We start from the raw sequence: 14,059 nt of genomic DNA, 5'->3' as shown, positions 1-14,059 counted from the left end.
AAATCTCGCAGATAACGCGGAACGCTATTTGCCGTCGGCTTCGCGCCAGAGTGTCCAGATCCAGCCGATGAAGGTCGCGACCAGCACGGGATAGGCGTAGGTCGGCAACGGTGTGGACGTTGGCTCTAGCGGCTCACCCCAGAAAATTCTCGCCGCGGTGACGATGAACAGGACCGCGCTCACGATGCCGAGGATTCGGATTGGCATGGCGAACAGCCCGGGAATGCTGATGAGGAGAAGCGCCGTCCCCCAGAGAGCGCTGCCGGCGGCAAAGGCCGGGACGCTGCCCGCAAGACCCGCGGCCGGGCCTGACAGCATGATGACACCCTCGCCGATGGCAAAGACGAGAAAGCCGCCGGCGACGACGTCATGTCCGGTTCGAAAGTATTTTGTGGCGAGCAGCGCTGCGGCCATCACAAGTCCCGAGCCGTCGATCGCCCACAGAATCCCCTGGACATTCCGTTGCGTGACCATGGCCCCCGCCATTCCCAGGGCGCCACCAAGTGCAAGGCCCACGGCCGCGATAACGTTGATCGAACGATGCATCTTCGTCCCCCGGCAGGACCCCAAGTCCCACGGGCCGCGATGATGCCATCATGCCGGTGATTTGCCCGACGTGTCAACCTTATTTCGTAAAATCGGAAAGCCTCATGTCGGCCGTTGCCGGCTACGCCTACTGCGTCATAGACCCTCATGGTGAGGAGCGCGGAACGCGCGTCTCGAACCATGAAGGCCCGCATCTTGCCCGCGGCCATCCTTCGAGACGCCCGCTCTCGCGGGCTCCTCAGGATGAGGGGGAGAGCGCCCATAACGCAGGTAGGGCTACTTTGCATGGGGTTGTTTTCGAGCTTTTTGTTGCCCGGCCGCGGAAGCCTCAGGCCGGACCTTCATCCGGCTCAGCTATCGACCTTCAGCGCCGCGATGAAAGCTTCCTGCGGGATGTCGACCTTGCCGAACTGCCGCATCTTCTTCTTGCCTTCCTTCTGCTTCTCGAGAAGCTTCCGCTTACGCGTGATGTCGCCGCCATAGCACTTCGCGGTGACGTCCTTGCGCAGCGCGCGGACGGTTTCGCGGGCGATCACCTTGCCGCCGATCGCCGCCTGGATCGGGATCTGGAACATGTGCGGCGGGATCAGCTCCTTCATCTTCTCGACCATGGCGCGGCCGCGGCCCTCCGCGCGGGTGCGATGCACCAGCATCGAGAGCGCATCGACCGGCTCGGCGTTGACCAGGATCTGCATCTTGACGAGATCGGCCGGCTTGTAGTCGGTGAGATGATAGTCGAACGAGGCGTAGCCCTTGGAGACCGATTTCAGGCGGTCGTAGAAGTCGAACACGACCTCGTTGAGCGGCAAATCGTACTTCACCATCGCGCGGGAGCCGACGTAGGTGAGCTCCTTCTGCGAGCCGCGGCGGTCCTGGCACAGCTTCAGCACGCTGCCGAGATATTCGTCCGGTGTGAGGATCGTGGCCTCGATCCAGGGCTCGTCGATCTCTGCGATCTTGACCACGTCGGGCATGTCGACGGGATTGTGGATCTCGATCTCGGTGCCGTCGGTCAGCTTCATCTTGTAGATGACGCTCGGTGCGGTCGCGATCAAATTGAGGTCGAACTCGCGCGACAGCCGCTCCTGGATGATCTCCAGATGCAAGAGGCCGAGGAAGCCGCAGCGGAAGCCGAAGCCGAGCGCGGCCGAGGTCTCCATCTCGAAGGAGAAGCTGGCGTCGTTGAGGCGCAGCTTGCCCATCGCGGCGCGCAGCGTTTCGAAGTCGTCGGCATCGACCGGGAACAGGCCGCAGAACACCACGGGGATCGCCGGCTTGAAGCCCGACAGCATCTCGGCGACCGGCTTTTTGTCGTCGGTGATGGTGTCGCCGACGCGGGTGTCCGCGACCTCCTTGATCGCCGCGGTGATGAAGCCGATCTCGCCGGGACCGAGCTCGTCGACCTGCTGCATCTTCGGCGTGAAGAAGCCGACGCGCTCGACGTCGTAGGCCGCGCCGGTGCCCATCATGCGGACGCGGCTGCCCTTCTTCATGACGCCGTCGACGACACGGATCAGCACGACGACGCCGAGATAGACGTCGTACCAGCTGTCGACCAGCAGCGCCTTCAAGGTCGCGTCGCGGTCGCCCTTCGGCGCCGGAAGGCGGTTGACGATGGCCTCCAGCACATCGGGGACGCCGAGCCCGGTCTTGGCCGAGATCATCACCGCGTCCGACGCGTCGATGCCGATGACGTCCTCGATCTGCTGCTTGATCTTTTCCGGCTCGGCGGCCGGAAGGTCGACCTTGTTCAGGACCGGGACGATCTCGTGATTGTTGTCGAGCGCCTGATAGACATTGGCGAGCGTCTGCGCCTCGACGCCCTGGCTGGCGTCGACCACGAGCAGGGAACCCTCGCAGGCCGCCAGCGACCGCGAGACCTCATAGGCGAAGTCGACATGGCCGGGCGTGTCCATCAGGTTGAAGATGTAATCCTTGCCGTCCTTGGCGCGGTACGAGAGCCGGACGGTCTGCGCCTTGATGGTGATGCCGCGCTCGCGCTCGATATCCATGGAATCGAGCACCTGCTCCTTGCCGGCCATTTCGCGCTCGGACAGCCCACCCGTCATCTGGATCAGGCGGTCGGCCAGCGTCGATTTGCCATGGTCGATATGGGCGACGATGGAGAAATTGCGGATGTTGGAAATGGGGGCGGTCGTCATGGGCGCGGGATACCACTCACATCCCCGTGCGGCAACCATATTACTGTATTTTCGGGCCTTTCTTCACGCCAAGCTGATTCCACGCGGGGCCAAAACGCGCTACGCAACCACCCATGTCGACGACTTCGATCCTGCCCGCCGGAACGCACGCGAAAAGCGCTTTGAGCCCCAGGCGGCTCGTGGCCCGGCTGGTCGCCAGCGCCACCGATCCCAAGACCCGCCTGTGGCTGGTGATCCAGCTCGCAATCATCCATGCGGTGATCTGGACCTTCATTCTGATCAATCTGAAGGCAGCGCAGGACGTTCATATGGACGTCGCAGAAGCCTATGCGTGGGGCCAGAAATTCCTGCTCGGCTATGGCAAGCACCCGCCGCTGTCGGGCTGGATCGCGGGTCTCTGGTTCAAGGTCTTTCCCCCTGTGGATTGGGCGACCTATGCGCTCGCGATGGCGACCGTCAGCGCCGGCATGGTGATCTGTTGGCTGATCGCGCTGCGCGTGGTCGACGCCAAGCGCGCGTTCCTCGTCCTGGTGATGACCGCGCTCTACCCGATCTTCAATTTCAAGGGTTTCAAGTACAATCCGGATTTGTTGCAGCTCGTCACGCTGCCGCTCCTCGTGCTCGCCTATCTCAACGCGTTCGAGAAACGGAGCTGGCAATCCGGCGTCCTGCTCGGGCTCGCCGGCGCGCTCGCGCTGATGACGAAATACTGGGTGCTGACCATGATCGGCGCCATCGGCCTTGCCGCGCTGATCCATCCGGACCGCGTCAGATTCCTGGCCTCGCCGGCGCCATGGGTTGCGATCGCAACGCTCCTCGTCGCGATGGTCCCGCATGGCATCTGGCTGGCTGACGCACATTTCGTGCCGCTGACCTATGCCGGCGACACCTACAGCCTCACCGATCGCGCGCAGATCAACGAGCTCGTGCGCGGCTACGTCGTGCACAATTTCGCGCTGCTCGCGCTGCCCGTGGCGCTGGCGGCGCTGGCAATGGCGCTGGTGCCGCCGTGGCGGAGACTGCTCATGCGCGATCCGCTGGCGATCGTCACCCGCGCCTGGGCGCGCGGCGACAATCCTGGCGTCAACGTTTCGCGGGCGCTGAACGTCTGGATCATCCAGATCATCGTCGCGGTCGGCCCGCCGCTCGGCGCGCTGGCCTTCGGCATCTACATGAAGACCGATTGGGGCATCTCGCTGTTCTTCCTGGTGCCGCTGGCGCTGGTGTCGATTCCAGCGCTGCGCGTGCAGCGCGCGAGCCTGTTCAACGTCACGGCGATCTGGCTCGTGCTGTCGCTGGCAACGCTCGCCGCCTCGCCCTGGATCGCCGCGCGCGAGATGGCGGCGAATGCGGGCAACACCGCGACCTATGGCGCGCGCTCGGAGCTCGCGCGCGAATTGACGCAAGCCTGGCACGCGCGCTTCGGCTCACGCTGGCCGATCGTTGCCGGCACCATGGAAACCATCCAGCCGATGGCGTTCTACAGCCCCGATCATCCGAGCCCGTTCACGCCGCACGAAGCCTGGAGTTCCGGCCTGACCGCAGCGGAGGACGTCAAACGCCTCGGCTTCATCGGGGTGTTCGATCCGACCGACGGCCGCGCGGACGGTTTCGATAAATGGGTCAAGGAAACTGCGCCGAACGCCGAGCGGATCGTGATGACGACGCGCCGCTTCACCCATGGCAAGGCAGGCCCTGCGATGACGTGGAACGTCTACGTCGCGCCGCCGGAGAAGTGATCGAAGGCTCGTAGGGTGGGCAAAGCGAAGCGTGCCCACCGCTTCTGTTGCTATCATCGAAGGATGGTGGGCACGGCGCGTCGCGCCTTTGCCCACCCTACGCAGCCTCGTTCGCTGAAGCCGCTTACGTCCCTTCCTCGTTGAACTTGCTTTCAACGAGCTCGGTGATCGCGGCGAGCGCGGCTTCTGCGTCATCGCCCTTGGCTGAAACGGTGATCGTCGTTCCGGGCCCGGCGGCCAGCATCATCAATCCCATGATCGAGGTGCCGCCGACGGTCTCGCCGCCGCGCGTCACCCAGACCTGCGCGTTGAATCGTTCCACCGCCTGCACGAACTTGGCGGATGCGCGCGCATGCAGGCCGCGCTTGTTGATGATCAACAACTCTTTGGAAATCGCTCCCTCGGGTACGCCCGTCCCGGCAGCGGAACCGGCCTCACTTCCGAGTGGCGCGCCGTCGTCGCTCATTTGCCGGCGAGCACGCGGCTGGCGATGGTGACGTATTTACGGCCTGCTTCCTGGGCCATCGCGATCGCGTCGGGCAGCGCACGCTCCTCGCGCACCTTGGCGAGCTTTACCAGCATCGGAAGATTGATGCCCGCGAGCACTTCGACCTTGGGTCGGCTCATGCAGGATATTGCAAGGTTGGACGGCGTACCGCCGAACATGTCGGTGAGGATCGCAACGCCGTCGCCGGAATCGACGCGATTAACCGCCTCGATAATGTCGCTTCGACAGAGATCGGAATCATCCTCGGCGCCGATCGTGATCGCTTCGATTTGCTTTTGTGGGCCCATGACATGCTCAAGCGCTGCCTTGAACTCGTCGGCAAGGCGCCCGTGGGTCACAAGTACTAGACCAATCATCGGAAAACTCCTCGTGGGCGCTTTTGGTGCGCCGCACGAACGCGCCACTTTGACCATCCAGAGCCCCCGCGCAAGAGGGGATGTTGCGTATCTCCCTGAATCTAGACGGATGGATGAGGGGAGGTGCGCCGATCTATTCGGTCGCGATAGTGTGGTTCATATGGTTACAATTTCCCTTCAAACAATCGCCCGAAGGGTTAACGGAAGATGAACTCTTGGTAGTGGTCAAGGCCGCGACAACCAGGGGGAGGGGCTGGTAACCGGCTCCGACCGGGATTCGCGGTAATTCGACACCGGAAATGGTGGTTTTCAGGGCCTCCGGCGGCGGCAGGCGCTCAGCATCGGGCGCGGCGAGATCGACCACGAGGCCGACGGTCGCATGTCCCACGAAGTCGCAGCGGCGGATGCCGAGGCCCCGGATCTCGATCAGGCCGGCCAGGACGGGGGCAGGGCGGACCACAATTTCGTTGCCGACTGTCGCCAGATGGACACGGTCGTCGCCCACCAAAACGGCAGTTTCGACCAACCCGCTACGGCCCGCCATGATCAAATCGAAGGCAAGGCGCGACTTGCCCGCGCCCGAGGGCCCCCGGATCAGCACGCCGACATTCCCTATTCTGACCGCGGAGGCGTGGACGCTGGCGCTGTCCTCGCTCATAGCGCCGGCAGCCTCACCACGAAGCGCGCGCCGGCAACCGTCGGCACGCCGTCCTCGTCCGGGGGACCTGCGCGATTCTCCGCCCAGATGCGTCCGCCATGAGCCTCGATGATCTGCTTGGAGATCGACAGGCCAAGGCCGGAGTTCTGGCCAAAGCCCTGATGCGGGCGATCGGTGTAGAAGCGCTCGAAGATGCGCTCCAGCGCGTCCTCGCGGATGCCGGGACCGTCATCGTCGACCACGATCTCGATCTCGGTCCGCACGCGGCGGCAGGTCATGCGCACCTTGTTGCCGGGCTCGGAGAAGGATTGCGCGTTCGACAGCAGATTGGAGATCACCTGCCCGAGCCGCGAATCGTGGCCGGTCACGGACAAGCCGTCGGTCGGGCCGCGGCCCTCGAAGCGGGTTTCGACCGCGACGTCATGGCCGAGCTTGGTCTCGTTGGCGACCGAGGTGAGCGTCGTCAGCAGTCGCCTGAGGTCGACGGGGATCGCATCCTGCCGCTGCAATTCGGCGTCGAGCCGGCTCGCATCCGAAATGTCCGAGATCAGCCGGTCGAGCCGCTTCACGTCGTGCTCGATCACTTCGAGCAGGCGCGCGCGGCTGGTGTCGTTGCGCGCCAGCGGCAAGGTCTCGACCGCCGAGCGCAGCGAGGTCAGCGGGTTCTTCAGCTCGTGCGCGACATCGGCGGCGAACATCTCGATCGCCTCGATGCGGCGATAGAGCGCATTGGTCATGTCGCGCAGCGCGCCGGAGAGATGGCCGATCTCGTCGCGGCGGCGGGTGAAGTCGGGGATCTCCACGCGGGACTTGATGCGGCGGCGGACGCGCTCGGCGCTGTCGGCGAGGCGTCGCACGGGACCTGCGATCGTGCTTGCGAGCAGCAGCGACAGCATGATCATGACGGCGGCCGCGACGCCGCCGACTTTCAGGATCGCGAGCCGCTCGGCGGTGACCATCTGGTCGATGTCGTCACCCTGCGTTGACAGCATCAGCGCGCCATGGATGGCGCGCGAGCGCAGCACGGGCACCGCGACCGAGACGATCACCTCGCCGCGCGAATTGACCCGCACCATCGACCGCTTCTGGCCCTTCAGCGCGTCACCCACCTCGTCATAGCCGTTGCCGTTCTCGGGCCCGAGCTCGCGATAGAGCGGCAGGTCGCCGCGGTTGAGCCAGGTGCGCACCGAGGTCATGCCGCGTTCAAGGATGCCGGGCTTCTCGGACGGCGGCGGCAGGTCGTAGCGCAGCACGTTCTCGAGGTTGCGGCTGTCGAGCAGCAGGATGCCGTTGGGATCGTAGATCCGGGCGCGCGTCTTGGTCGGCGAGATCAGCGTGCGCAGCACCGGCGCCACGCGCTCCGGATTGATCGGGAAATCCAGCGGCGAATAGTCGTCCGAACCGCCATAGCTGTCGCCGAGCTTGAGGTCGAGCAGCCGGTCGGGATCGATGGTGATGGCGTTGGTCTGCACCGTCGCGGATGCCGCGATCGCGCCCGCGATGATCTCGCCCTGCACCAACAGGCTCTGCGCGCGCGCGTCGATCAGGCCGGCGCGGAACTGCGACAAATAAAGGATGCTCGCGACCAGCGCGACGAGGCCGGCGAGGTTCAGCGAGACGATGCGGCGAGTGAGGCTCGAGAACGAGAGCGCGAAGAAGAACTGCCCGGCGCGCTTGAGCCAGTTCAGCGGCCGCCAGCCTTGCGCGACCTGCTTCTCCTCAGCCGAATGGTCCTGAACGCCCGCGGACGCGGCATCCTCGGCGTTCAGGCTGGAATCAGGCTGCGTCCGGTCAAGCAATGCTTACGCCCACGTTAGGACTGCTCGTGCGATTTGGTCCCCGCATCCTAGCCGAGACCGACGACCGCGTCAGTCCGCAAAGTCCCCGAAAGAGGCGCGCTGGCCTCAGGCTTCCTTGAAGCGGTAGCCGACGCCGTAAAGCGTCTCGATCATCTCGAAGTCGTTGTCGACCACCTTGAACTTCTTGCGCAGCCGCTTGATGTGGCTGTCGATGGTGCGGTCGTCGACATAGACCTGGTCGTCATAGGCGGCGTCCATCAGCGCGTTGCGGCTCTTCACCACGCCGGGCCGGGTCGCCAGCGCCTGGAGGATCAGGAATTCGGTGACCGTCAGCGTCACCGGCTCGTTCTTCCAGGTGCAGGTGTGACGCTCGGGATCCATGCGCAGAAGGCCGCGATCGAGTGCCTTGGCGTCATTCTCCTTCGGCGCCGCGGTCGGGTCCTTCGGCGCCGAGCGGCGCAGCACCGCCTTGACGCGCTCGACCAGCAGCCGTTGCGAGAACGGCTTGCGTATGAAATCGTCGGCGCCCATCTTGAGGCCGAACAGCTCGTCGATCTCCTCATCCTTGGAGGTGAGGAAAATCACCGGCAGATCGGATTTCTGGCGCAGCCGACGCAGCGTCTCCATGCCGTCCATGCGCGGCATCTTGATGTCGAGGATGGCAAGGTCAGGCTGCGTCGTGCGGAAGCCGTCCAGCGCGGAGGCACCATCGGTGTACGTCATGATGCGGTAGCCTTCGGCTTCCAGCGCGATCGAGACGGATGTGAGAATGTTGCGGTCGTCGTCGACCAAAGCGATTGTGGGCATGAGCCTCTGCTTTCCGTTGGGGTCGTGATCTAAAACGGCGAGCAATCAGAGATGCGCCGCATACATGGGCCCCCAACCTGGGGTTCGAACCTTGTCACCGAGCAATGCAAGCTGGGCTGAAGTGTGACCAAAGTTCCTCGAAACACGGCGAAGCAGCTGTGGTCCGACCCATAACCGGGCCCCGTTTAACCCCGAAAAGGCCGGCCTTGCAACCCGTAAAAGCCGGAAAACCGAAGAGAATCAGATGCAACCGACCTCCGATTTCGACCCCGGAAAGCTCGCCAAATCGCTGCTGCGGCGCTCCCGGCAGGGGGCGCTGGCGACTCTGATGCCCGGCACCGGTGATCCCTATTGCTCCCTGGTCAATCTGGCGAGCCACCCCGACGCATCGCCAATCCTGCTGATCTCGCGGCTCGCAGTGCATACCAAGAACATCCTCGCTGACGGCCGGGTCTCGTTGATGCTGGACGAGCGCGCCCCCGGCGATCCCCTCGAGGGAGCCCGGATCATGCTGTCGGGACAGGCCGAGCAGGCGGCAGAGACGGAGCTGGAGCTCCTGCGCCGGCGCTACCTTGCCGCCCATCCGTCCGCAGAAGACTTTGTTTCGTTTAAGGATTTTTCCTTCTTCCGGATCAAGCCGTCCGGAACCCATCTGGTTGCGGGATTCGGCCGTATCGTCGATCTGAAGCCCGAGCGGTTCCTCACGGACCTGTCCGGCGCCGACGAACTGCTTGAAGCCGAGGAAGGCGCAGTCGCGCACATGAATGCCGACCATCGCGACGCCATGAATCTGTACGCGACAAGATTGCTCGGCGCAGCCGAGGCCGGGTGGCGTTGCACCGGCTGTGATCCCGAAGGCCTGGACATGCAGTCGGAGCAGGCCGTGTTGCGGCTCGAGTTCCCCGAGCGGGTGACTGACGGCAACGCGCTCCGCAAGATGCTGGTCAGACTGGCGGGCGAGGCGCGGGCCAAGGGCGGTTAGCAACAGCCGGCTTGAACGGCGGCGCCCATCGCTGCGACCCATGGTCAAGCAATATGGTCCGGGTCGGCAGCGAGAATTTTCATGACACGATATGTACGTTTGGCGCTGGCAGCTGGTCTTGCGCTCGCGCTCGGCGCATCCTTCGCCACATCTGCCACGGCGCAGAATCTCGCCGTGCAAAGCGCCAAGATCAACGAGCTCAGCCGCGCCGGCAAATATGCGGAAGCCTTGTCACAGGCGCAGGCCATGGTGGCAAGCCTCGAGAAGGGTAACAACCACCGTGACCTCGCCGGCGCGCTGAACAATCTCGCGCAGGTCTACGCCGCGCAGGGCCATGACGACCAAGCCGAGCCGCTTTACAAGCGCGCGGTCGCTTTGCTGGAAAAATCTCTCGGCCTCGACACGCCGGAGATCGCGCCCGAGCTGAACAACCTTGCCGCGCTCTATCAACGTCAGCAACGCTTCGCTGAGGCCGAGCCGCTGTTCAAGCGCGCGCTTGCCATCTACCAGAAGGCAGGAGGCCCGGAGCATCCCGCAGTGGCGACGCTCCTGAACAATATCGGCCAGCTCGATCGCGACCTCAACCGCGATGCGGACGCGGAGGCGCCGATCAAACGCTCGCTTGCCATCCGCGAAAAGGTGCTGGGCCCCGATCATCCCGACGTCGCGCGCTCGCTGAACAATCTCGCCGGGCTCTACGAGCACCAGCAGCGTTTTGCCGATGCCGAGCCGCTCTATCGCCGCGCGCTCTCGATCCGCGAGCGTGCGCTCGGACCCGATCATCCCGATGTCGTGACCTCGACCAGCAATCTCGCCTTTTTCCTGCAAGCGTCGGGAAAGACCGCCGAGGCGCTGCCGCTCGCGGAAAAGACGCTTGCCATTAGCGGCGCGCAGCTCCGTATCGTGCTGCCGATCCTGTTTGCCGCGCGACAGCAGCAATTGCTTGCTGACGACAAGGCGCTGGATGAAGCGCTCGCCGCCATCCAGCGCGGCACGCAATCCTCCGCCGCGGCGGCCGTGAACAAGCTCGCGGTGCGGCTTGCCGCCGGCAGCGACCGGCTCGCCGAACTGGTGCGGCGGGATCAGGATCTCGCCGCCGAGGCCGACACGCTCGACAAGGCGATCATCGCCGCGGTGTCGAAGCAGCCCGCGCAGCGTGATGCGGCCGCCGAGCAACGCAATCGGCAGCGCCTTGCGGTGATCGCAAGCGAGCGCGCGAGCTTGCAGAGAACACTTGCCGTCGAATTCCCGGACTATGCCTCGCTCTCCAACCCGCTGCCTCTGACGGCGAAGGAGATCCAGGCGTTGCTGTCGGCTGATGAGGCGATGGCGCTCTATGCCGTCGTCGACAAGGAGAGCTATGTCATAGCGATCACGCGCGAAGGCGTCGACTGGAAACGGATTCCGTTCGGCACTGACGCGCTCGCGCAAAAGGTCTCGGCATTCCGCAAAGGGCTCGATGTCGGCAAGGCCCGCGATTCCTCTGATAAGTCGGGGCTGTTCGATCTCGCACTCGCCAACGAATTCTATGTCGCGCTGCTCGGGCCCGTCGAGACGCTTACAAAGGAAAAGCGCAGCCTGCTCGTGGTTCCCTCCGGCGCGCTGACGGCACTGCCGTTTCATCTGCTCGTCACCGAGAAGCCGCAAGCGGCGATACCGGACACGCTCGAAGGCTATCGCAGCGCCGCGTGGCTGTTGCGGCGCCAGGCGGTCTCGGTGTTGCCTTCGGTGGTCAGCCTGAAGTCGCTGCGCGCCTTTGCGCGCCGGGATCAGAGCGTCAAGCCGATGACCGGCTTTGGCGATCCCCTGTTCAATCCCGCGCAGGAGGCGCCTGCGGATCGTCGCGCGACGAAGACTGTCGCGCGCAGCATTGCGACGCTTGCCTACACCGATTTCTGGCGCGGTGCCGGCGTCGATCGCGCGCGGCTCGCCCAGGCGCTGCCGCAACTGCCCGATACGGCCGACGAGCTTAGCGCAGTGGCGAAGGACGTCGGTGCTCCCGACGCCGATGTCCATCTCGGCCGCGATGCCAGCGAGACGACGCTGAAGCGGGCAGCGCTTGCCCAATACAGCATCATCTACTTCGCCACCCATGGTCTCGTCGCCGGTGACGTCAAGGGATTGGGCGAGCCCTCGCTTGCGCTCTCGATGCCGGATCAGCCGACCGACTTCGACGACGGCCTGCTCACCGCAAGCGAAGTCGCGCAGCTCAAGCTCAATGCGGACTGGGTCGTGCTATCGGCCTGCAACACGATCGCCGGCGACAAGCCTGGCGCGGAAGCGTTGTCGGGACTGGCGCGCGCGTTCTTCTATGCCGGTGCACGTGCACTTCTGGTCTCACATTGGGCAGTTGATTCCGAAGCTGCCACCCGGCTGACCACATCGACTTTCGATTTGCTCAAAAACGAACCAGGACTTGGCCGAGCCGAAGCATTGCGGCGCGCGATGTTGAGCTATCTCGATGACGCCTCCTCACCGCGCAATGCCTATCCTGCGATCTGGGCACCCTTCGCGCTGATCGGAGAAGGTGCGGTACGATAGAACAGCGCTGGAAAACAGCGACGGATTGTGCGTTGCAAAATCTCCGACAACGCTGATTTGCCCATTTGGTTGCGCGATCATCGATTGTTTTTGAGGCGCGCGCTTCAGAGCAGGCATGCGCGACTTTTGGCCCGACCCTTGAATAAACCAAATCCTACGGGATCAGCTTGGCAACGCCAGCGTTCATCAGTATTAGGTCATCCAGCCGAGGCCGGACGGCCTATTTTTCACGGTGGCCGCAATGGATGGCGCTCAAAGATGATCGCGCCAGTAATGCGGGTTCTAGGAGGATTTTTCGTGCAAGAGACGGGCGTGCGCAACGGTGCCTTCGGCGCCGACAAATTCGGCTTAAAGAATCTCAAGCGGGTTCACTGGAACCTCGGCGCACCACAACTTTATCAGTACTCGCTCTCCGCCGGAGAAGCGGTGCTCTCCGCTGATGGCGCGCTCTGCGCGGACACCGGTGAATTCACCGGCCGCAGTCCGAAAGACAAGTTCACGGTTCGCGACGCCACCACCGACAAGAAGATGTGGTGGGCCGGCAATCAGTCGATCACCTCGGAGCAGTTCGAGGCGCTCTATCAGGATTTCCTCAAGCACGCCGAAGGCAAGAGCCTGTTCGCGCAGGACCTCTATGGCGGCGCCGACCCGGCCTACCGGATCAAGACCCGCGTCTTCACCGAGCTTGCCTGGCACTCGCTGTTCATCCGCACGCTCCTGATCCGTCCCGAGGCGATCGAGCTGTCGACCTTCGTGCCGGAGCTCACCATCATCGACATGCCGAGCTTCCGCGCCGATCCGAAACGTCACGGCTGCAAGTCGGAGAACGTCGTCGCGATCGACTTCGCCCGCAAGATCGTGCTGATCGGCGGCTCCTATTATGCCGGCGAGATGAAGAAGTCGGTCTTCACGACGCTGAACTATTACCTGCCCGAGCGCGGCGTGATGCCGATGCACTGCTCGGCCAACGTCGGCGCCAAGGGCGACACCGCGATTTTCTTCGGCCTCTCCGGCACTGGCAAGACCACGCTGTCGGCCGATCCCAACCGCACGCTGATCGGCGACGACGAGCACGGCTGGGGTCCGAACGGCGTGTTCAATTTCGAGGGCGGCTGCTATGCCAAGTGCATCAAGCTGTCCAAGGAAGCCGAGCCCGAGATCCACGCGGCCTCGACGCGCTTCGGAGCGGTGCTCGAGAACTGTGTGCTGGACGACGACACCCGCGTGGTCGATTTCGACGACGGCTCCAAGACCGAGAACACGCGTTCGGCCTATCCGCTCGATTTCATCCCCAACGCCTCGCGTACGGGACGTGCGCCGCAGCCGAAGAACGTGGTGATGCTGGCCGCCGACGCCTTCGGCGTGCTGCCGCCGATCGCAAAGCTCTCGCCGGCGCAGGCGATGTATCACTTCCTGTCCGGCTACACCGCGAAGGTCGCCGGCACCGAGCGCGGTCTCGGCAATGAGCCGCAGCCGGAATTCTCCACCTGCTTCGGCTCGCCGTTCCTGCCGCTCGACCCGAGCGTCTACGGCAACATGCTGCGCGACCTGATCGCCCAGCACAATGTGGACTGCTGGCTGGTCAACACCGGGTGGACCGGCGGCAAGTACGGTGTCGGCTCGCGCATGCCGATCAAGGCGACGCGCGCGCTGCTCACCGCCGCGCTCGACGGCTCTCTTCGCAACGTCGAATTCCGCACAGACAAGTATTTCGGCTTCGCGGTCCCGACCGCGCTGCCGGGCGTGCCGAGCGAGATCCTCAACCCGGTCAACACCTGGAAGGACAAGGACGAGTTCGACAAGACCGCACGCGCGCTGGTCGGCATGTTCCAGAAGAACTTTGCCAAGTTCGAAGCCCAGGTCGACGCCGAAGTCCGCGCCGCCGCGCCGGACGTGAAGCTCGCGGCGGAGTAACTTCGTCGGTAGAAATGCAAAAGGGCGGCCGCGAGGCCGCCCTTTCT

Annotated in this window: 11 protein-coding genes; 4 read left to right on the top strand and 7 right to left on the bottom strand. The window is 64.2% G+C overall.

What is annotated here, in order from left to right; translation table 11 throughout:
- Positions 1-24 precede the first annotated feature (24 nt).
- Positions 25-546 (bottom strand): hypothetical protein, encoded by a 522-nt coding sequence (locus tag NLM33_RS27480; protein ID WP_254100651.1) that lies wholly within the window; start codon positions 544-546, stop codon positions 25-27.
- Between the two features lie 350 nt (positions 547-896).
- Positions 897-2,708 carry a translation elongation factor 4 gene (gene lepA, locus NLM33_RS27475; RefSeq protein ID WP_254100648.1) on the bottom strand — a complete coding sequence of 604 codons (1,812 nt, stop codon included), beginning with the start codon at positions 2,706-2,708 and terminating at the stop codon, positions 897-899.
- A 113-nt stretch (positions 2,709-2,821) separates the two neighbouring features.
- On the opposite strand from lepA, the gene NLM33_RS27470 reads away from it, so the two are divergent.
- Positions 2,822-4,447: a glycosyltransferase family 39 protein gene (locus NLM33_RS27470; protein WP_254100645.1), complete on the top strand. Its 1,626-nt coding sequence runs from the start codon at positions 2,822-2,824 to the stop codon at positions 4,445-4,447.
- 124 nt (positions 4,448-4,571) lie between these two features.
- On the opposite strand, the gene NLM33_RS27465 is transcribed toward NLM33_RS27470, so the two are convergent.
- The 5 genes from NLM33_RS27465 to NLM33_RS27445 all read right to left on the bottom strand — a co-directional run bounded on the left by NLM33_RS27465 (position 4,572) and on the right by NLM33_RS27445 (position 8,575).
- Positions 4,572-4,913 (bottom strand): HPr family phosphocarrier protein, encoded by a 342-nt coding sequence (locus NLM33_RS27465; protein WP_254100642.1) that lies wholly within the window; start codon positions 4,911-4,913, stop codon positions 4,572-4,574.
- Positions 4,910-5,311 (bottom strand): PTS sugar transporter subunit IIA, encoded by a 402-nt coding sequence (locus NLM33_RS27460; protein ID WP_011090868.1) that lies wholly within the window; start codon positions 5,309-5,311, stop codon positions 4,910-4,912. Before NLM33_RS27460 ends, NLM33_RS27465 begins: the two co-directional genes overlap by 4 nt.
- A 133-nt stretch (positions 5,312-5,444) precedes the next feature.
- On the bottom strand, positions 5,445-5,969 hold the full coding sequence (locus tag NLM33_RS27455; RefSeq protein ID WP_254100639.1) for an HPr kinase/phosphorylase: 525 nt from the start codon (positions 5,967-5,969) through the stop codon (positions 5,445-5,447).
- Positions 5,966-7,768 carry a sensor histidine kinase gene (locus NLM33_RS27450; protein ID WP_254100636.1) on the bottom strand — a complete coding sequence of 601 codons (1,803 nt, stop codon included), beginning with the start codon at positions 7,766-7,768 and terminating at the stop codon, positions 5,966-5,968. Before NLM33_RS27450 ends, NLM33_RS27455 begins: the two co-directional genes overlap by 4 nt.
- A gap of 105 nt (positions 7,769-7,873) precedes the next feature.
- The gene (locus NLM33_RS27445; RefSeq protein ID WP_254100633.1) at positions 7,874-8,575 is read right to left on the bottom strand and encodes a response regulator transcription factor; all 702 of its coding nucleotides are present in this window, start codon (positions 8,573-8,575) and stop codon (positions 7,874-7,876) included.
- A 244-nt stretch (positions 8,576-8,819) separates the two neighbouring features.
- On the opposite strand from NLM33_RS27445, the gene NLM33_RS27440 reads away from it, so the two are divergent.
- From NLM33_RS27440 to NLM33_RS27430, 3 genes are all read left to right on the top strand, one after another.
- Positions 8,820-9,557, top strand: a complete 738-nt coding sequence (locus NLM33_RS27440) for a HugZ family protein (protein ID WP_254100631.1) — start codon at positions 8,820-8,822, stop codon at positions 9,555-9,557.
- Positions 9,558-9,638: 81 nt separating this feature from the next.
- Positions 9,639-12,098: a tetratricopeptide repeat protein gene (locus NLM33_RS27435; RefSeq protein WP_254100628.1), complete on the top strand. Its 2,460-nt coding sequence runs from the start codon at positions 9,639-9,641 to the stop codon at positions 12,096-12,098.
- Positions 12,099-12,395: 297 nt separating this feature from the next.
- Positions 12,396-14,012, top strand: a complete 1,617-nt coding sequence (locus tag NLM33_RS27430; RefSeq protein WP_254100625.1) for a phosphoenolpyruvate carboxykinase — start codon at positions 12,396-12,398, stop codon at positions 14,010-14,012.
- Positions 14,013-14,059: the final 47 nt, after the last annotated feature.

The organism is Bradyrhizobium sp. CCGUVB1N3, from assembly GCF_024199925.1.
In the GTDB taxonomy this organism is placed as follows: domain Bacteria; phylum Pseudomonadota; class Alphaproteobacteria; order Rhizobiales; family Xanthobacteraceae; genus Bradyrhizobium.
This window is presented reverse-complemented; position numbering and strand designations above follow the sequence as displayed.